Raw genomic sequence first — 18586 nt, forward strand, 5'->3', positions numbered from 1 at the left:
GAACGATCATCTCCACTAACTTCTAACCTCTAATTTCTAACTTTTAATTAAAAAAAATGAATACATCAATACAATCTCTACAGTCAAGAGATAAAGCCGTCAACTGGCATCCCTACACGCAGATGAAAACAGCAGGAGATGCAGTGCCTATAGTACAAGGAAAAGGCGTCTATTTATATGATGAGGAAGGAAAAAAATATATTGATGCGGTTTCATCGTGGTGGGTGACTTTGCACGGTCATGCTCATCCTTATATTGCAGAACGTGTTTTTCAGCAGCTGAATACTCTGGAACAGGTTATTTTTGCAGGCTTTACACATGAACCGGCTGTTCAGTTATCAGAAAATTTATTAAAATTGCTGCCTGAGAATCAGAACAAAGTTTTTTATTCGGATAATGGTTCAACGGCAGTGGAAGCAGCGCTGAAGATGTGTATTCAGTATGCTTATAATTCAGGGAAAGAAAAAACGAAGATTCTGGCTTTTAAAAATGCTTATCACGGCGATACATTCGGGGCGATGTCTGTGAGCGGGAGAAGTGTCTGGACAAAGCCTTTCGGAAGTATGCTCTTTGAGGTGATCTTTATCGATATACCTAACGCAGAAAATCTGGAAAGTTTAAAGATTCAGATTAAAGATCTGGCAGAAGAAACAGCCTGTTTTATCTATGAACCATTGGTACAGGGCGCAGCAGGAATGCTGATGTATGAGGCCAAACATCTGGATGAACTGATGAAATTCTGCAGAAGCAAAAAAATTCTGATGATCCAGGACGAAGTATTCACAGGTTTCGGGAGAACCGGAAAACTGTTTGCGGCCAATCACCTGACGGAAGTGCCGGATATTATGTGTTTCTCAAAAGGCCTCACCGGAGGAACAATGCCTATGGGAATTACCACCTGTTCGCAGGAAATTTTTAATGCCTTTTTATCTGATGACAAATACAAAACGTTGTTTCACGGACATTCTTTTACGGCTAATCCTTTAGCGTGTACTGCGGCTCTGGCCAGCATAGAGCTTTTATTGCAGGAAGAAACATTAGCAGCCATTGATCGTATCAACAACCAACATTCCGATTTTTCTAAAATTCTTTCAAAGCATTCACATGTTGAAAATGTACGTCAGACCGGAACCATTCTGGCTTTTGAGTATAAAACAGATCAACATACTTCTTATTTTAACCAGATTGGAAAGGTTCTCTATGATGAATTTCTCAAGCGCGGGATCATTATGCGTCCGCTGGGGAATGTTATGTATCTGGTTCCACCGTATTGCATCACATCAGAAGAACTTGATTTTATTTACCGGAATATTTTGGAGGTATTGAATACTTTTAAGAATCAAGATCATTACCCCATGCATGCAGCTGATCAAGAATAGGACCTAATTTCCGGGCTTTATCAGTCACCTTATAATAGACTTCAGGAGGAAAATTATAGACTTCAATCCGTTGAATGATATGATTTTCCTCCATCTGTTTCAGCTGTTCAGAAAGCACTTTCTTTGAAACCCTCGGCATTTTACGCCACAATTCTATAAACCGTACCTGATCTTCCTCAAAAAGATTCAGAAGGATCAGCGGTTTCCATTTTCCGGAAAGAATATCAAGGCTTCGTCTAAGCCCGCAGTTTTTAAATTCTTCAAAATTCATCGGTAACTTTTATATATATGGTTAACCTTTTGGTAACCGTCTATTATTTACCCTTGGTTTAACCATAGTTTTGCAGGACAAAATTAAACAAAATGAAACTGGAATTATGGCGCAATGCCACATTACTGCTCCAAATAGGAGGAAAAAATATTTTAATTGATCCCATGCTTGGGGCAAAAGGTTCTTTGGGAAAGCTTCCAATGACAGATAGCGAACTGCTGAATCCCTTGGTTGACCTTCCGTTCAGTGAAGAGGAATTAAAAGATAAACTGTCAAAAATTGATGCGGTAGCTGTAACTCATCTTCATCCTGATCACTGGGACGAAAAAGCTATTGAATTTTTAGATAAAAATATTCCTGTAATCTGCCCTGAGATCATTGCAGAAAAGATAGCCGAGTCAGGTTTTAAGAACATAATTTCTATTAAAGACAGTATCATCTGGGAAAATATCAATATTTCAATTACAGAAGGGCAGCATGGAACCGGAGAAATAGGGGAGAAAATGGGTAAAGTAAACGGATTTGTCTTTAAAACTGAGGATCAAACTCTCTATGTCGTTGGTGACAGTATCTGGTATGAAGGGATTGCAGCAGAGATCGATAAGCATCTGCCTCAGCATATTGTTGTAGCCGGAGGTGCAGCCACTTTTGCAGTGGGAGATCCTATTATTATGACCAGTGAAGACATCATCAAACTTTGTGAATATGCACCCAATGCCTCCATCTTGGTCACGCATCTTGAAGCAGTCAGCCACTGTAAGGAAAGCCGTGAATACATTCAGAAGAAGATCAATGAAAACGATCTGGAGAACAGATGCTTAGTTCTGCAGGACGGGATGGAATATTCTTTATAATTAATTTAAAAGAGTTTAAAATCTATTAATCTTTAAGAAGAATGGGTTGGGGGATGGCTCATTTTTTGGATACCTTCTCTAAATTAATTTCTATGCTATCTCTATTTCTCTTAGAACTCAACTGGAAAGAATTATTTCTGGGACACGAAGAATGGTCTTTTCTTCTGGAAATCATATTACGGACTATGATCATGTTCCTGGCCATTATTATTGGCCTGAGGATTTTAGGAAAAAGAGGGGTAAAGCAGCTTTCTATTTTTGAGCTGGTCGTTATTATCGGTTTAGGTTCTGCGGCTGGTGATCCTATGTTCAATAAAGATGTTGGTATTATTTCTTCCATTCTCGTTTTTATAGTCATCATTCTTTTATATAGTATTGTCACTTTTTTTATAGGAAGAAGCAAAAAATTTGAGAAACTGGTGGAAGGAAGTTCCATCTGCCTGATCAAAGACGGTGAATTTGCTATTGAAAACTTTAAAAAAGAAAACTTGGGAAGCGATGAATTTTTTGCAGAGCTCAGGTTGAAGGGTGTTTCACAGCTTGGGCAGATTGAAACAGCTATTGAAGAAATTTCCGGTGAGATCAGTGTATTTTACTATGAAGATAAAGATGTAAAATACGGCCTTCCCATTATGCCGGATTCATTAAAAAATCCATTAAAAATAATTCATAAAGAAAGTCAATATTCATGTACCTTCTGTGGACATACCGAATTTAAAACAGAAGGAAATACAGCGCACTGTCCTAAATGTAAAAAAGATGACTGGATAGAAGCCAGCAACAAAAGAAGAATAACTTAAATCAGACAAACATTAATAAAAGACTGTATCGGAAAGATACAGTCCTTTATTTTTAATCTTCCACACATTTATTCCTGGCCGCCTTCATTCCGAAATAAAACATCAGGATAACAGCGAAACTCAAAAAATAAAAAGAGCTTTTCCAGGATGCATCCCAGTCATGAAGTTTTCCAAAAACCGGAGGCCCGAATGCAGCAATCAGGTACCCCACAGACTGTGCCATTCCGGATATTTTTACCGCATTGGCGCTATTTTTCGTTCTTGTTGAAAAAAACAGAATAGACAGGCTGAAAGACAAACCATTAGAAATACCGATAATGACAGCATTAGCATAGATCCATTGCGACTGCAGCCACACGAACATCATCGTACTTCCGAACATTAAACTGCAGATAAGTATGATCAGGATCCGCTGATCCTTCATTTTCCCGGCAATAATCGGAGCACAGAAAGTAATCGGGATCATGGTAATCTGGATAAAAAACAGGACCCATCCCGCATTTTCACCTTCCATTTTACAATCAGTAAGAAATGAAGGCAGCCAGGCCATCATACAGTAATAAAATAAAGACTGCAGCCCCATAAATACACTGATATTCCATGCCTGTGCAGATTTAAACATATTAAAATCAGAAACACTTAAAGCTGCTTTTGCCTGTCCCGGATTCTTTTTATTGAATATCAGCTCCAGGATAAGGACAAAAAGTCCCAGTCCGGCAATGATCAGCCAGATTCCCAGGGAGCCACGCCATCCGAATCCCGTCCATTCTCCGATTCTTACACTGAAGCCTGAGGCTAATGCAGCTGTAAGATTCATGGAAACTGCAAAAATTCCGGTCATCAAACCGATCTGTTTAGGAAAATTATTCTTGATATAACCCGGAGTAACTACATTTCCGATACAGATTCCCAAACCTATAAACACAGATCCTGTGAAAAGAGTCCATAGAGATCCCGTAATCCTTAGGAACAGTCCGAAACTTAAAATAATCAGGGAATACATCAGAAACCGGCTGATACTGAATTTATGTGAAAATCTGCTCACTAAAACGGAACATGTTGCAAACATAAACAGTGGAATAGAAGTAAGTAGGCTCACCTGGAAACTATCCAGATTCAAGGCATGCCGTATATCACCCAATACCGGGGAAACAGAGATAATAGGAGATCTCAGATTACTGGATACCAGGATCACAACCAGTATATTGACCACCATCAGAATATAAGAAGCATTCTTTCTTGATTCGCTCTTCATCATATAATTAATATTTGATGCAAAATTAATTCAGCAGTTTTATTTAATTTTGCCAAAGTTTTAACGTAAAACGACATGAATATTCACGACACTATAGATATTGATCAGCTGAAGAAACCATATTTTGTCTGGTTTGAAGAAGGCTGGCGGCATGATGACATTCTTCATTCTCACCAAAAAGGCCAGCTCGTGTATGTAGAAAGCGGATTCCAGTATATTACGGTCGACGGGAAGATCTACCTTCTTCCTCAAAACCATGCAGCCTGGATTCCTCCGGGTGCCATTCATAAAACCAATTCACACTCTGAAAAAATTAAACTGATGATCATGTTCGCCGATGTAGAAAAAAGCAGTGCTTTTCATCATAAGATTAATGTTTTTTCCGTTCCTCCTGTTCTGAAAGAAATGATAAAGTATGCAGAAAAATGGTCAAAAAGCATTTCAAAAGATCCGGATGAAGCACTTTTCTTACAAGCGCTTTTTAATGAGCTTCCTCATTTTGTGGAACATTCCTTACAACTTTATATCAGACTTCCTGAAGATAAAAGGTTATCTAAATCTATTGAATATCTTCACAGTCATTACCAGGAGGACGTAAGAATGGAAGATCTGAGTGAAATTTCAATGCTTTCCTTACGCACAATAGAACGCATTTTTAAAAAAGAGACCGGAATAACACTGGCCAAATACCAGCAGATACTAAGAATTATTAAAAGCCTGGAACTGCTGAGCTCCGGCGACCATACCATTTCCGAAACAGCATACAAAGTAGGGTATAAGAGTGTTCAGGCCTTTACAAGAAGTTTCCAGTCTGTAATGCAGTCCAGACCTACGGATTTTATAAAAACTACTCAATAATTCAGCTGTAAAATTATTATCAGAGCAAAAAAAATCTCCAGGTTGCCCCAGAGATTCATATTAATCTAAATAAGTTCTAGAACTTAAATGTGCATCCGCAAACGCTCATTTTGCCTTCAACGACTGTTGTCCACTGTCCGTTCCAGGTTCCTCCGTAAGAAGCACAGATTGAAGGGCATATTTCTTTAGCATCTTCGTTGCTCCAGATTGGTCCTGCTAAAACGTCCATAGTATATTCTGTGCTTCCTGATGGTTGCGTATCATATTCAACTTCGATAACGCTCATCTGACCTTCGACAATAGTGCTCCATTGTCCAGTGAATTTTCCTAAATGTGCCGCAGCAATACGACCTCCGATTTTTTGTGCTTCATCATTGCTCCAAAGCGGACCTGCAATGATATTGATTTTGAATGTTGACATGGTGTAATGTTTTTAAGTTGTTTAACATTACAAAGTTGTCACTTTAATGAGATATATGATAGCGTAGAAAATACCAAATTTACCATTCCGTATTTACACTTAGTTGCAAAAAATCATAGGCTAAAATGAAAAAGGTCCCCTAAAGGAGGAGACCTTAAAAAAACACAAATGATGAAAAAAAATTATTTCGATTTACAAATATAAGTAAAAAATATATTATGCAAAACATTATATAAGCATAAATATTAAAAAAACATTCATTCTAATTAAAAATAAGGACTCGTTCAATAATGCTTTTCTTACCATTAACCGTGAAATTTAGCAATCATATATTATCATAAAACAAAAAATAAATTAAAAAGATTCCAATAATATAAATGGTACAATTGAATAATTTCATCCAATGATTCAGGAGCAATTAAAAAAGGTCAATAAAATATTTTGCCATTCTGTATTCTTACTGTTTTTTCTTTCTCCATTTTCTTTACGACCCTTATAACAGTTAAATCCATTTATCCCGATCCATTTAAGTTTTAACATCAGCCTCTCCATCGAGAGGCTTTTATCATGGGGTTATGATCGTGCTCATAAAGAAACACTTTCATATTTTATAAATTAGTATAAAATCCAGTACAATGAAGCCTAAGCAGATCAACAGAGTTCCACAACAGCAATCCGGTGGATTTCACGATACAGAAAGCCAGAAGCAGTTTGAACCGACACTTTTACCGATCAAGTTTGATATTTTGAAACAAAGATTTTTTTCAGTGAGCCGTTGGAAAAGCTATTGCGGTGAAGGCTTTGCAGCCTTTAAACTTTATGATTCAAAAGGAAATATTGCTGAAAGACCACCTCAGAAAGGAGATTTTATGAGAATTGATATTCCCGGACCGGGAGAAACTAAAGCCAAAGGGTATGACTGGGTAGAAGTTACTGATATCTGCTTTCAGGAAGATAACTATTCGGAAAGCATTTTAATAACGTGCAGACCCTCCATAAATCCTCAGGACAGAAAAAACAGTCATATTGCCCATTTTTACAGCTCCATAGCAACCTCAACTTTTATGATCGCGAGAACGCCTACTCATCTAAAAGCTGCAGTCTACGGACGGAATGAAACGCCGAATTTTAACGCCGGATATATTGATGTTATCAGAAATCTTATGGTTGCCGTAGGAGGAATGATGGGAATTTCTAAGGTCCAGTGGAAAAAGCTGACAGATGGTTTTCTGGATTTTGAATAAATTCCTGTAGGTTGTTTTTTGACTTAAGTCAAAGTTTTTTTTTGTCCGTAACAGGACATTTGCACCGAATATTTTAAACAAAATTATGAGTGCAACATTAGAAAAAGGACAGACTATTAATTTCTATACAGCCACAATGCCTATTATCCTATCGGTATTTGCCATATATCTTACGATAGGAATTTCTTTAGGTGTGCTTCCGAAATTTGTCCAGAACAATTTAGGATTTAACAGTATCATCATAGGAATGGTAATCGGGTTACAATCACTGGCAACACTTTTAACCCGTGCTTACTCCGGAAAAATTACAGATACAAAAGGAGCAAAGAAAAGCAAAATGCTGGGAGTTTTGCTATCCGTTATTGCAGGTGTAGCCTATATTCTTGCGGTCACTTTCCAGGCATCACCACAAACAGCGCTAGTATTTCTCCTGCTTGCCAGAATGATTCACGGTGTTGGTGAAAGTTTTCTGGTTACAGGAGCATTAACCTGGGGAATTGGCCTTGTCGGGCATCAGAATTCAGGAAAAGTAATGACCTGGAACGGTATTGCCATGTATGCCGGAATTGCTGTTGGTGCTCCGTTGAGTATCTGGATGAGTAAAGATTTTGGAGTGCTTCCGGCATTTATCCTGATCATGCTACTGCCGTTTGTCAGCTGGATTTCCACAGCGAAACTGCCTTCCATTCCTGTGGATAAAGGGCATATAAGAACTCCTTTTTACAAAGTTATAGGAACGGTATCCGGACAGGGATTAAGCCTTGCATTTTCCTCTATGGCATTCGGATGTATTGCTTCTTTTGTGGGACTGTTTTTTACGGAGAAAAACTGGGGTGATGCGTCACTGGCGTTTATAACTTTCGGGGCCTGTTATGTATTGACAAGAATTTTCTTTGCTTCATTTCCTGACAAATACGGAGGCTTCAGAATTGCTTTTATTTCCCTGATAATCGAAGCTGCAGGGCAGATCATCATCTGGACCTCAGCATCAAAAGCAATGGCTATTCTTGGCTGTGGGCTTACAGGAGTAGGGTTTTCCCTGATTTTTCCGGCATTGGGTGTGCTGGCCATTCAAAAAGTAAAACCACAAATGAGAGGAACAGCTTTAGGCGCCTATGTGGCTTTTGTGGATCTTTCACTGGGACTGGCGGGCCCGGCTGCAGGTCTTGCTGCGGGATGGTTCAATTATCAGGCGGTGTATCTGTTTGGAGGATTGAGTTGCATCATTTCTATGATCATTTTATTATTCAACAAAAAATAAACTTGAAGCAATGACAAATAATCCAGCTATATCAAGAAAAATACGTTCGGTATTTACCGTTGAAAATAAACAATATCTTAGTCCTCATTTTATCAGAGTAATCTTTAAAATTGAAGAAAATCAGGTTGAATTATTAAGAAACGTACAATCCGGATCCAACAATAAATTATTTATTCCAACAGGTATGACAGATCAAAGTCAGAAACCTTTATTCCTGACCAGAACCTATACCAACCGCAAGATCGATCTGGACAGCCGCGAACTGACGATTGATTTTGCTGTTCATGGTGAAACCGGCCCTGCCTCTCTATGGGCGCTTAATGCAAAACCGGGGGATACATTGGAAATAGGAATGAAGGAAAGCACCCGGCCACTGGTTCCTGATGCAGACTTTTATTTACTCGTTGGTGATGCTACGGCACTTCCTGTGATCTGCGCTGTTGCAGAACTGCTGCCTTCCTATGTAACCGCAAAAATACTGCTCGAAGTTCCCGGAAAGGAAGACGAAATCATGCTGTGTTCAAGAGCAGAACTCTCCGTAGAATGGCTTTATAATCCTCATCCCGAAAAAGGAAGCCGTATTGCAGATCTTGTCAAAAAAATTGAATTTCCCGCTGGAATACTGAAAAAGTATATATATGTCACGGCAGAATACAGTACTGTAAAAGAACTCCGGAGCTATTTTAAAACAGAACTCAACTGGGATTCCCACGGCATGCATGCAGTTTCTTACTGGAAAGCAGGCCAATCGGAAGATGAAACCTCCAAAGACAGGTCGGTACAGGGAGATTGAGCTTTTATTGCTACATTTGCTCAGGACTGATTTCAGATTTATGGAAGAACTATTAGCTTCATACATTAAAAGCAAAATATCGGTAACAGAAGAGGAGCTGAACATCATTCTTTCCCATTTCAGACCGATGAAACTGAAAAAGAATGAGCTGCTGCTCGCCAACGGGCAGTCCAGCCAGCGGACTTTCTTTGTGGTTAAAGGCTGTCTCCGGATTTTCTTTATCAATGAAGAAGGCCAGGATTCTACCCGGTATTTTGCTTTTGAAAATCAGTTTGCTACTGCACTGGTCAGTTTTATCACATCAGAACCTTCTGATGAATTTATACAGGCTGTGGAAGATTCGGAGGTGTATTATATAACGCACGGCAGCTTTTATCATCTGCTGGATGAGATTCCGCAGTGGGAGAAATTCTACAGAAAATATCTTGAAATGGCTTATGTAAACAATACCAGGAGATTGATGTCTTTTCTGGTGCAGGACGCCCTTGAAAAGTACCGCCAGCTGCTGGATGAAAACCCTATTATCGTACGGAGGCTTTCCAATAAAATGGTGGCTTCCTATCTTAATATTTCGCAGGAAACATTAAGCCGGTTAAAATCAAAACTTTAAGTTTCTTTTTTGACCCAAATCAATGTTTCAGAATCTGACAGTCTGCAAATTTGCAGTCAATCATCAGAACTATGAACAACAGCGAGCACCAACCTTCAGATATTTTTACAGGCATTATTCTTTCAAAAAATAAAATTGCATACGACACCTTTCACATCAAGGTTCAGAGCCGGGATTTTTCAACGATTCAATATGCCGCAGGATATACCGCCGAAATTTTCCTTTGCGATCCTTATTATAGTCCACGCAGCAGGAGTCGGGAATATGCCTTCTGGAATTATGAACCGGTTTACCATACTGCGGATTTTGTTATCACAGCAGAAGACAGCAGTGTGAAAGATTGGATGTGTACAGCTCAGGAAGGAGACAGTGTATTTTTTCGCAGATTTTTAAATGAAACGGTGACAGATCATTCCGGAAATCAGTATTTTCTGATAGGAGATCATACAGGTTTATCTTTTCTTTATGAGATCAACAGAGCTCTTGCCGTCAGCAAAAAAGTTGAAAGTTTTATATACAGTAAACACCCGGGCAGACTTTTTCCGGATCTTGATCACAGCTTTCCTTTAAATTTTTCTATTATCAATCCTTTACATCCCGAAAATATTCTAGAATACATCAGGAAACACTTTCGGGGAAATATAAAAAACAGCAGAGTGTATTTGGCAGGAGGTATGAAAATAAATTCTTTGATATCTGAATTTCTTCAGAAGGAATATTCTTTTGAGCCCAAGAATATCTATTTGAAAAACTTCAGGAGTTGAGTTATCACATTTGAGTACTCCAGAAGGGGAGAAGCTTTGAAACAATGATATTTAACATATTTCCGATATTATAAGTATTATTTAATGCATAGCTAATATTAAAATGATAAATTTAGGTCAATTAAAGTTTTTGGACTGAAGCGTTCATTTCAATATGGATCCAGCATTCCGGGATTTTAATTCATTTTCAGCGAAAGAATTTTTATCAGAATAAAATGACACATAAACCATTACACAACTTCCATATTCCGGTAATGGGCCTGGCTTATACCATAGACAGTCCAATCCGTGTTGCCCAATATGGAATTTCTTCCGTGATTTCCATTATTGATGATGAGATCCTGGAAAAAATGAAAAACTTTTATAGTAAGAAATTCAGTCTTGATTATTTAGGAATTTCAACAAAAACTGAGGATTACAGGGCTAAAAGAATTACAGCTTACCTGGATATGGTAGATGATATCGTGAATGAAAAATTTGAATCTTTCAAACAGGAAATCACTAGAAATAAGGAAGCATTAAAGAACTTTATAGCCATTCTGCCCAATACTTCAGATCTGAAAAGCAGACTTCAAAATCTTGTGAACCAAAAAGACAGTTTAGGCTCAAATATTAAGAACTTTATTGAAAACAACCTGAAACCGGGAAGTATCGATGTCAATATCATGACAAAAGTTGATAAAGACAACTATAAAAAAGATCAGCAACTTCCTGTGATCTTTAACGATGCCCATGCTTCACTGCGTGGTTTTGCCCAAAGTAAACTATCTTCTTCAATGGTACTTTCCGCAGGAATGAATCCTCGTTTGTACAGCTATATTGAAGAATTTGATGATTTCTTTCCCGATGAGAAGGGTATTTTAAAAAAGAAAATCATTCTGAAAGTAAGCGATTTCCGTTCAGCAATGATCCAGGGCAATTTTTTAGCTAAAAAAGGACTGTGGATTTCAGAATACAGAGTTGAATCAGGACTGAACTGCGGAGGCCATGCATTTGCTACGGAAGGGATGCTGCTGGGGCCTATCATGGAAGAATTTAAACAGAAAAAGAACGACCTTATCCAGTCTGCTCATGCCTTAATGATCACCGCTTTGGAGCAAAAAGGAAAACATACCGTTTCCGAACCTCTTGAAATGAAAATTACAGTTCAGGGTGGAGTGGGAACCTCGGAAGAACATGAATTTCTGCTTGAAAACTATAATGTAGACAGTGTCGGATGGGGATCACCATTTCTATTGGTTCCTGAAGCTACTTCTGTAGATACGGAAACCAGAAATCTACTTTTAAAATCTGGAGAAAAGGACTTCTATCTGAGTAATATCTCACCTTTGGGAGTACCTTTCAATACGGTTAGAGGAACATCTAATGAGCTATTAAAAGAACAAAAGGAATCTGCCGGAAAATACGGAAGTTCTTGCCCGAAAAAACTACTGGCTTTAAGCAAAGAATTTTCACCGCAGGGAACCTGTACTGCCTCTAAGAAGTACCAGGATATTAAACTGAAAGAACTTCAGGCCGATCCTGAGCTTACTGCTGAAGAATTTAGCAAAAGGAAGACTGAGATTACAGATAAAGCCTGTCTCTGTGTAGGATTGGTAAATGCCGCTTATATAGAACAGAATCTTGAAATAAAGGGCGAAAAACAGGGGGTAGTTATATGTCCGGGACCTAATCTGGCTTTTTTTGACAGGGAAGTTTCCCTTTCGGAGATGGTAAAACACATCTACGGGAACGCTAATATCCTTCCGGATAACCAGCGCCCGAATATGTTCATCAATGAACTGAAAATGTATGTTGATTATCTTAAAAAAGAAATCAGTAATTCTTCAGCACAGATCACAAATTCCCAAACCAAAAAGTGGAATACATTCAAAAAGAATGTTCTGGAAGGCATTGAATATTATCATCATATGTTTCATACATCCACTTTTTTTAAAAGCGGATTGAATACCATAGAACTGCAGCTGCAGGAACATAAATTGATACTTACAGCCATTGAGATTCCTCAGGCTGAAAAGTAACAGTATTTTTTTAAATTGATAGATAAACAGCTTTCATTGTGAAGGCTGTTTTTTTATGTTCATTCTAATAAAATAATCAGTTATCTTCTCCTCTTAAATGTGAAAAAGTGAGGCAGAATAAGCTTTTCTATTTATAATAACTATAAGCCATATGCTTATTTTGAATCTGAAATCCTCCATGATAATCCTTACCTTAGTACATGAAATTTTAATTCAATCTGTTTTTATGGAAAAAAGAAAAATAAAAAATACAGACCTGTCAGTAGCCCCAGTTAATTTTGGAGGAAATGTTTTTGGATGGACGCTGGACGAGAAGCAGTCCTTTGATATATTGGATCAGTTTACGGATGCTGGGTTCAATTTTATTGATACAGCAGATACCTATTCCTGGTGGGTCAACGGAAAAGGAGGCCAGTCTGAGGAAATCATAGGAAAATGGATGAAAAGTCGTTCCAACCGTCAGGATGTAGTTCTGGCTACCAAGGTGGGATCTGAGACCAAAGAACACGGTTTTGACATCAGCAAAAAACATATTTTGAAATCTGTGGATGAATCCCTTCAAAGGCTTCAGACCGACCATATTGATCTTTATTATACTCATTTTGATGATCATACCACTCCCGTAGAAGAAACCCTTTCTGCCTACGACGAGATCATAAAAGCCGGGAAAGTACGCTATATTGCTGCTTCCAATCTTTCCCCGGAGCGCCTGAAGGCATCATTTGAGGCTTCAGAAAAAAATAACCTTCCCAAATATGTAGCCCTACAGCCTCATTACAATTTAATGGAAAGAGAAGGTTTTGAAAAAAATTATGCTCCGCTGGTAGAAGAATTTGGATTGAGTGTATTTCCATACTGGTCCTTAGCTGCCGGTTTTCTTACCGGGAAATACCGCAATGAAACAGATTTAGGCAAAAGCCAGAGAGGAGAAGGCGTAAGAAAATACCTGAACCCAAAAGGTCTTGAAGTATTAAAAGCCCTGGACCACGTAAGCGAAAAGCATAAAACAACACAGGGGACAGTTGCCCTGGCATGGCTTCTGGCCAATCCTTTAATCACTGCACCTATTGTAAGTGCGACAAGTGCCTCCCAGCTTGATACTTTATTCAGTGCCCCAAAACTTATTCTAGACCAGGAAGATATTGAATTGCTTAATCAGGCAAGTCATTAATTAATTTCATCTGAAATTAAAAATATCCGTTCGGTTTGCTGAACGGATATTTTTTATGTTTTAAATGATGAAGTTTGATTCTGAACTTTATGTTTAAAAAATTAATCAGAATATTCTTTCAAAAGCTGTCTGTAACTCATCAAGATAGATGATTTTGAAATAAACCCTATAAAATCATTGTTTTCACTGGTTACCGGAAGGTTCCATACGCCGGTATCATCAAAAATCTGAAGAATTTCCAACGGTTTATTGTCCCGGTGAATGACTGCAGGCGGAGCTTTCATAATTTGCGCAACCGTCATGGAGCTGTCAGCTTCTTTATTAAAAAGATAGGGACGGATATCATCCAAAGTAAGGATGCCTTTCAGTTTTCCTGCCTCATCTGTTGCTGCAAAAATATTTTTAGTTCCATTTTTCACCTGCTCAAACAATATTGTAATGGAAGCGTTTTCATGGATTGTTTCTGAATATTTGTCTATAAAATCTTCGGTTCTCAAAGCAAAAAGCAGGTTTTTATCATGCTTGTTGGTAAATATTTTCCCCTGATCAGCCAAAGATTCCAGTTCCGGGGAGATCGGGGAGAACCATTTTGCAATAAGATAAGAGATAATGGATACAATCATCAGCGGAATAAAAAGATCATATCCAAAACTGGATTCAGCGATCAGAAATATAGCCGTAAGAGGAGCATAGAGTACACCGCTCATTGCTCCTGCCATTCCTACCAGAACAAGATTCGTTACCGGAACATCCGTAAACCCGATATGCTGGCAGACTACTGCAAATAAATACCCCACTGTTCCTCCGGCAAAAAGAGACGGGGCAAAATTACCACCGTTACCACCGCTAAATATTGTAAAAGACGTAGCAAAAGCTTTTAACAGACATACCAGAACCAAAAATATAATAATGGTCCAGTCTCCGATCTCAAAATACCGGAAAAAGCTGTTTCTGATAATAGAATGAGTACTTCCGTTGGTAAAAGCCTTCACTGTCTCATATCCTTCTCCGAACAATGGCGGAAAAAGAACACATAACAATGACAGCACCAAACCTCCGAACATAGCCTTACGCATCCTTGAAAGCTTAAGCCCTTTGATGAAATGTTCTACTTTTTGAGAAATCACGACAAAATAACGGGCATACAGTCCCGTCACAATTCCCAGTATAAGATAGTATGGAACATTTTTATAGTTAAAGGGTTCTCTGGTATAAAACCTGAAAAGCACATCTTCCTGAAGCAGAATCCTTGATAAAAGGCTTCCGCAGACAGCAGCCACTACCAAAGGAATGAAATCTGTAAAAACCACACCTGTCAAAAGAATTTCAAAAGCAAACATGATTCCCGCAATCGGAGCATTGAAAGCTGAAGCAATACCTGCGGTGGCTCCTGCAGCCAACAGGAGAGTCCTTTCCTTATAGCTGAGCCGGTAGGTCTGTGCATAATTGGAACCAATGGCGGCCCCTGTAACTGCAATAGGACTTTCTAATCCCGCAGAACCTCCTAAACCAACTGTCACGGCGCTCTGAATGATCTGTGAATACATTTTTACAGAAGCTACAATACTTGAGTTCTGAGCGATTTCATACAAAATTGCACCGATTCCTTTTCTGTCCTGGCCTTTAAACAGAGTAAGAACAATAGCTGTAGTAAGAACAATTCCTAAAAAAGGAAAAACAATATAGAATAAGATCTGATATTCAAAATGTACCTTATGCGTAATAAAATTATGGATGGTATGTACAAGCGTTTTCAGGACCACTCCGGCAAGACCAGCAGTACAACCCACGAGTATTCCGGAAAGTACCAGAAACTGGTTCCTGCTGAGCCTGTTATTAAGCCAGTGAAGAATCAGTTCATAGCTTCTGGCTTTTTCCAGTCCGTATTCCTGGAAGTCTCTTTTAAATTTTAGAAAGCTTAAATACTTTTTTTTATTGTGAATTTTCACTTGGAAACCAATTTTAAAACCGTAATGGTTTCGTAAATTTATGAAATATCTTTATAAATGTCTGGTCATGGATTACTAAAAAAGCATTAAAGCTTATCGCAGCATAATGAAATTCAATAGGTTATATCTTTATAAATATTTCTCATAATTTTAATTCCATCCTGCAATTGAAAGATCCATCCGGAAATCTCAGGTATTTTTAATCATATTCATTTAAAGGCACTGTAAAAATTTTAAGAAACCGATTCCAGATTGTCTTTTTTCAGATTATTGATGAAATAGGAGGGACTTACTCCGGTTTCTTTCTTGAAAATTACTGCAAAAACTTCTCTCGACGAAAATCCACAGGCTTCGGCCAGATAGCTGATCTTATATTCCCGATAAATGTGATTTTCATACAGTTTATTGGTAATATAGTTGATCCTGAGACCATTGATGTAGTTATTATAGCTGTTTCCTTTATACTGTTTGATGATTTCCGATAGGTATCTGGTATTGGTATTCAGGTCATTGGCCAGGGAAGTAAGGCTCAGATCTTTTTTAATGAATTTTTGTGATTTTTCAAATTTTTCCAGCTTGGTCAGGATCATTTTTAGTGTTTCGTCTGTGATATTAATGCTTTTCTCAGAAGAAATTTCCAGCTGTACATTTTGTGCCGGAGGATCATTGGTCTTTTTAAGGTTATTAATGACTGTCTCATAACTTTCATGAAGTTTTCTCTGGTTTCTTTTCCAGAAAAATAGACCACCCGCCACAAGAAGTATAATAAAAGTAAAGACAATCATCAGCATTTTCTGAATATTCCCGGTATGAACTTCTCCCTGCTGATCCATCATCTTTTTTACGGGAGTATTGATAGTTTTCTTTTCTTCGTTAACAAGACTGTCATTCAGTTTCGTGTAGAGATTCATATACTTTTTTGAAGCTTCCTTTTCTCCAAGCTCTACATAAGATTTGAAGTTAACTTCATAAATATCTCTGCGGATATAGGGTATACTCATTACTTTTTCCAGCTGTTCGGCCTTTTCTGCGTAGTGTACAGCCTGGTCATATTTTTTTTGGTCATAATACAGCCATGCATATTCATTCAGAATAGTAACTTCCAGGTTTTTAGATACTCCATAATGTTCATTTTGAGCTATCTTTAATGCTTTGTCAAAATAACCCTCCGCATCATGGATCCGTTTGGACGCGACGCTTGTCATACCCAAGTTCATATAAGACAGCGCAAGAAGGTGGTATTTTTTTGATATAAAATCCTTGCTTTCTCCAATATGAACTGCACTCTCCAGGCATTTTTTCTGATAATGTATCACAGAATCCAATGGGGCATTCACATGGGCCAAATATGAACTTATACCTGTATATATCAAAGATTTCAAATAATTCTTTTTGTCTTCAGACTCTATTTTTTCAGATATTTTTAATGCATTTCTAAAATCTCTGATACTTTCATTGTTAAAGCCTAATTCTGTGTAAGATGAAGCTCTTAACCTGTAAATATTGGCCAGTTTTGCATCATCGTTCGCATCTATAGCGAGCTTTTCACCTTCTGTACTCAGATCGATTACTTTTTTATGATTTCCTGCGTCATAATATCTGGCCATAAGGATAGAAGTGCTTTCCAGAAGCCCTTTTTTATAGCCTGTCTTTTTAGAGGCACGGTAAATCTCATTCGAAAGTTCTATTGATTTTGCAGGATTGCTCTTAGACAGTTCTTCAGCCCGGATAATTTTAGAATCAATTTGTGAATTTGTGAGAAATCCGGAATCGAGCTGAGCATGAAAAAGCCCGAAAATAAAACAGGACAGAAATAAAACGGTATTTTTCATCATGTGTTTTTTGAAGGAACAAATAAAGTACAATATTAATAATTATAACTCAATAATAGTGTTAGTTTTTCAGAATTTATATTATTAATTAAATTTATCAATCAATTGAACTTGAAGGATTTAAATTCAAATCTGCAAACTAAACAACACTGCTTAATCTCATTTAGAAAATTGCCTCAAAATATCTGCTTTTTTTCAGAAATCATTTCAATCCATACTTTTACATACATGACCAAAAGCTTAATATTGTGTTTTTTAAAGATGGAAAAATTCATCTTAACTTTAAAGCAATACAAATAATAAAAGAAATTATTTACCGCTACAGCCCGGATATCCTTACTGAAACAGGTCATTTGGTTTAAAAATATTAAGATATGGCTAATACTATAAATTCATAGTGAAGTATTCAGAATTTACAACGTTATCTATTTTTATATTCCATGATAAACCTTTAATGTTGCGTTAGAATCTCACATGATGTTTGTAAAACAAAACAGAATCAGGCTTAAAATTCTAAAACACAAGTATGAAAAGCAATAACCTTGTCAAAATTTCTAATTTCCTCAGTTAGGAGTTTTGTCCTATTGCTTTTCCTTTATTTATCCCTCTTTCATCAAAAATAAAAATTACTTCTAATTCATCTAAAAAAAACACAAACAATAAAAAATATGGATCTAAAACATCTGAACATTGGATCAATGATAAAAGAAAAGGTGGCCCAAAGCGATATAGAAATGTCTCGCATATGTAAATTCCTGAACTGCCAGGAAGAAGATATCCTGAAAATGTATAATTCTTCTGCTTTTGACACGGAAGTCCTTCTGCGCTGGTCCAAACTCCTGCAATATGATTTTTTCAGGCTCTATTCACAACACCTGATCTTATATTCTCCACAGTCTTCTATGAATTATATTCAAAAGAAAAAAACAGATCATCTACTCCCGGCTTTTCGTAAGAGCCTTTACACCAAAGAGATTGTAGAATTTGTCCTGCACAAGATCAGAAAAGGGGAAATGACAAAATCCAGTGTAATTTCTGAGTATAAAATCCCCAAAAGCACACTCTACAAATGGCTTCATAAATATGATATGATGAATAAATAA

General features: G+C 37.5%; 17 protein-coding genes. 12 read left to right on the plus strand and 5 right to left on the minus strand.

Features of this window, described 5'->3' with window-relative positions; genetic code table 11:
• Positions 1 to 56: 56 nt before the first annotated feature.
• Positions 57 to 1379, plus strand: coding sequence for an adenosylmethionine--8-amino-7-oxononanoate transaminase (gene bioA / locus ACTJIV_RS13835; protein ID WP_440628155.1), 1323 nt, complete (start codon positions 57 to 59; stop codon positions 1377 to 1379).
• Here bioA and ACTJIV_RS13840 read toward each other — a convergent pair.
• Positions 1333 to 1650, minus strand: coding sequence for a winged helix-turn-helix transcriptional regulator (locus ACTJIV_RS13840; protein WP_111953480.1), 318 nt, complete (start codon positions 1648 to 1650; stop codon positions 1333 to 1335). The genes bioA and ACTJIV_RS13840 overlap by 47 nt on opposite strands.
• A 92-nt stretch (positions 1651 to 1742) precedes the next feature.
• Between ACTJIV_RS13840 and ACTJIV_RS13845 the strand changes: the two genes are divergently transcribed.
• A complete protein-coding gene (locus tag ACTJIV_RS13845; RefSeq protein ID WP_440628157.1) occupies positions 1743 to 2504 on the plus strand; it encodes an MBL fold metallo-hydrolase in 762 nt (253 codons plus the stop codon).
• 92 nt (positions 2505 to 2596) lie between these two features.
• The gene (locus tag ACTJIV_RS13850; RefSeq protein WP_440628159.1) at positions 2597 to 3304 is read left to right on the plus strand and encodes a DUF421 domain-containing protein; all 708 of its coding nucleotides are present in this window, start codon (positions 2597 to 2599) and stop codon (positions 3302 to 3304) included.
• A 52-nt stretch (positions 3305 to 3356) separates the two neighbouring features.
• On the opposite strand, the gene ACTJIV_RS13855 is transcribed toward ACTJIV_RS13850, so the two are convergent.
• Positions 3357 to 4562, minus strand: coding sequence for a CynX/NimT family MFS transporter (locus tag ACTJIV_RS13855; RefSeq protein WP_228452524.1), 1206 nt, complete (start codon positions 4560 to 4562; stop codon positions 3357 to 3359).
• 72 nt (positions 4563 to 4634) lie between these two features.
• On the opposite strand from ACTJIV_RS13855, the gene ACTJIV_RS13860 reads away from it, so the two are divergent.
• Positions 4635 to 5417 (plus strand): helix-turn-helix domain-containing protein, encoded by a 783-nt coding sequence (locus ACTJIV_RS13860; protein WP_440628161.1) that lies wholly within the window; start codon positions 4635 to 4637, stop codon positions 5415 to 5417.
• A gap of 76 nt (positions 5418 to 5493) precedes the next feature.
• Here ACTJIV_RS13860 and ACTJIV_RS13865 read toward each other — a convergent pair whose 3' ends face one another.
• Positions 5494 to 5838, minus strand: coding sequence for a mannan-binding lectin (locus ACTJIV_RS13865; protein WP_040995112.1), 345 nt, complete (start codon positions 5836 to 5838; stop codon positions 5494 to 5496).
• A 635-nt stretch (positions 5839 to 6473) separates the two neighbouring features.
• Between ACTJIV_RS13865 and ACTJIV_RS13870 the strand changes: the two genes are divergently transcribed.
• The 7 genes from ACTJIV_RS13870 to ACTJIV_RS13900 all read left to right on the plus strand — a co-directional run bounded on the left by ACTJIV_RS13870 (position 6474) and on the right by ACTJIV_RS13900 (position 13702).
• Positions 6474 to 7082, plus strand: a complete 609-nt coding sequence (locus tag ACTJIV_RS13870; RefSeq protein ID WP_440628164.1) for a hypothetical protein — start codon at positions 6474 to 6476, stop codon at positions 7080 to 7082.
• An 85-nt stretch (positions 7083 to 7167) separates the two neighbouring features.
• Complete coding sequence (locus ACTJIV_RS13875) at positions 7168 to 8343, plus strand: MFS transporter (protein ID WP_440628166.1); 1176 nt, start codon at positions 7168 to 7170, stop codon at positions 8341 to 8343.
• 10 nt (positions 8344 to 8353) lie between these two features.
• Positions 8354 to 9136 carry a siderophore-interacting protein gene (locus ACTJIV_RS13880; RefSeq protein ID WP_440628168.1) on the plus strand — a complete coding sequence of 261 codons (783 nt, stop codon included), beginning with the start codon at positions 8354 to 8356 and terminating at the stop codon, positions 9134 to 9136.
• A gap of 40 nt (positions 9137 to 9176) precedes the next feature.
• Positions 9177 to 9746 (plus strand): Crp/Fnr family transcriptional regulator, encoded by a 570-nt coding sequence (locus ACTJIV_RS13885; protein WP_223559446.1) that lies wholly within the window; start codon positions 9177 to 9179, stop codon positions 9744 to 9746.
• A gap of 71 nt (positions 9747 to 9817) precedes the next feature.
• Positions 9818 to 10510, plus strand: a complete 693-nt coding sequence (locus ACTJIV_RS13890; RefSeq protein WP_440628170.1) for a hypothetical protein — start codon at positions 9818 to 9820, stop codon at positions 10508 to 10510.
• Between the two features lie 215 nt (positions 10511 to 10725).
• Complete coding sequence (locus tag ACTJIV_RS13895) at positions 10726 to 12531, plus strand: hypothetical protein (protein ID WP_440628172.1); 1806 nt, start codon at positions 10726 to 10728, stop codon at positions 12529 to 12531.
• Positions 12532 to 12757: 226 nt separating this feature from the next.
• A complete protein-coding gene (locus tag ACTJIV_RS13900) occupies positions 12758 to 13702 on the plus strand; it encodes an aldo/keto reductase (RefSeq protein WP_440628174.1) in 945 nt (314 codons plus the stop codon).
• A 101-nt stretch (positions 13703 to 13803) separates the two neighbouring features.
• Here the strand turns inward: ACTJIV_RS13900 and ACTJIV_RS13905 are convergent, their stop codons facing one another.
• On the minus strand, positions 13804 to 15651 hold the full coding sequence (locus ACTJIV_RS13905; RefSeq protein ID WP_111953498.1) for a chloride channel protein: 1848 nt from the start codon (positions 15649 to 15651) through the stop codon (positions 13804 to 13806).
• 233 nt (positions 15652 to 15884) lie between these two features.
• A complete protein-coding gene (locus ACTJIV_RS13910) occupies positions 15885 to 17486 on the minus strand; it encodes a tetratricopeptide repeat protein (RefSeq protein WP_440628176.1) in 1602 nt (533 codons plus the stop codon).
• Positions 17487 to 18151: 665 nt separating this feature from the next.
• Between ACTJIV_RS13910 and ACTJIV_RS13915 the strand changes: the two genes are divergently transcribed.
• On the plus strand, positions 18152 to 18586 hold the full coding sequence (locus ACTJIV_RS13915) for a transposase (RefSeq protein ID WP_440628178.1): 435 nt from the start codon (positions 18152 to 18154) through the stop codon (positions 18584 to 18586).

The sequence above is a fragment of the Chryseobacterium sp. 22532 genome (assembly GCF_052044665.1).
Taxonomy (GTDB): Bacteria; Bacteroidota; Bacteroidia; order Flavobacteriales; family Weeksellaceae; genus Chryseobacterium; species Chryseobacterium lathyri.

Coding starts and splice junctions, on each gene's coding strand:
- ACTJIV_RS13915 (WP_440628178.1), top strand. CDS start 18,152: ATGGATCTAAAACATCTGAACATTGGATCAATGATAAAAGAAAAGGTG.
- ACTJIV_RS13845 (WP_440628157.1), top strand. CDS start 1,743: ATGAAACTGGAATTATGGCGCAATGCCACATTACTGCTCCAAATAGGA.
- ACTJIV_RS13870 (WP_440628164.1), top strand. CDS start 6,474: ATGAAGCCTAAGCAGATCAACAGAGTTCCACAACAGCAATCCGGTGGA.
- ACTJIV_RS13840 (WP_111953480.1), bottom strand. CDS start 1,650: ATGAATTTTGAAGAATTTAAAAACTGCGGGCTTAGACGAAGCCTTGAT.
- ACTJIV_RS13895 (WP_440628172.1), top strand. CDS start 10,726: ATGACACATAAACCATTACACAACTTCCATATTCCGGTAATGGGCCTG.
- ACTJIV_RS13880 (WP_440628168.1), top strand. CDS start 8,354: ATGACAAATAATCCAGCTATATCAAGAAAAATACGTTCGGTATTTACC.
- ACTJIV_RS13885 (WP_223559446.1), top strand. CDS start 9,177: ATGGAAGAACTATTAGCTTCATACATTAAAAGCAAAATATCGGTAACA.
- ACTJIV_RS13910 (WP_440628176.1), bottom strand. CDS start 17,486: ATGATGAAAAATACCGTTTTATTTCTGTCCTGTTTTATTTTCGGGCTT.
- ACTJIV_RS13850 (WP_440628159.1), top strand. CDS start 2,597: ATGCTATCTCTATTTCTCTTAGAACTCAACTGGAAAGAATTATTTCTG.
- ACTJIV_RS13855 (WP_228452524.1), bottom strand. CDS start 4,562: ATGATGAAGAGCGAATCAAGAAAGAATGCTTCTTATATTCTGATGGTG.
- bioA (WP_440628155.1), top strand. CDS start 57: ATGAATACATCAATACAATCTCTACAGTCAAGAGATAAAGCCGTCAAC.
- ACTJIV_RS13875 (WP_440628166.1), top strand. CDS start 7,168: ATGAGTGCAACATTAGAAAAAGGACAGACTATTAATTTCTATACAGCC.
- ACTJIV_RS13865 (WP_040995112.1), bottom strand. CDS start 5,838: ATGTCAACATTCAAAATCAATATCATTGCAGGTCCGCTTTGGAGCAAT.
- ACTJIV_RS13890 (WP_440628170.1), top strand. CDS start 9,818: ATGAACAACAGCGAGCACCAACCTTCAGATATTTTTACAGGCATTATT.
- ACTJIV_RS13860 (WP_440628161.1), top strand. CDS start 4,635: ATGAATATTCACGACACTATAGATATTGATCAGCTGAAGAAACCATAT.
- ACTJIV_RS13900 (WP_440628174.1), top strand. CDS start 12,758: ATGGAAAAAAGAAAAATAAAAAATACAGACCTGTCAGTAGCCCCAGTT.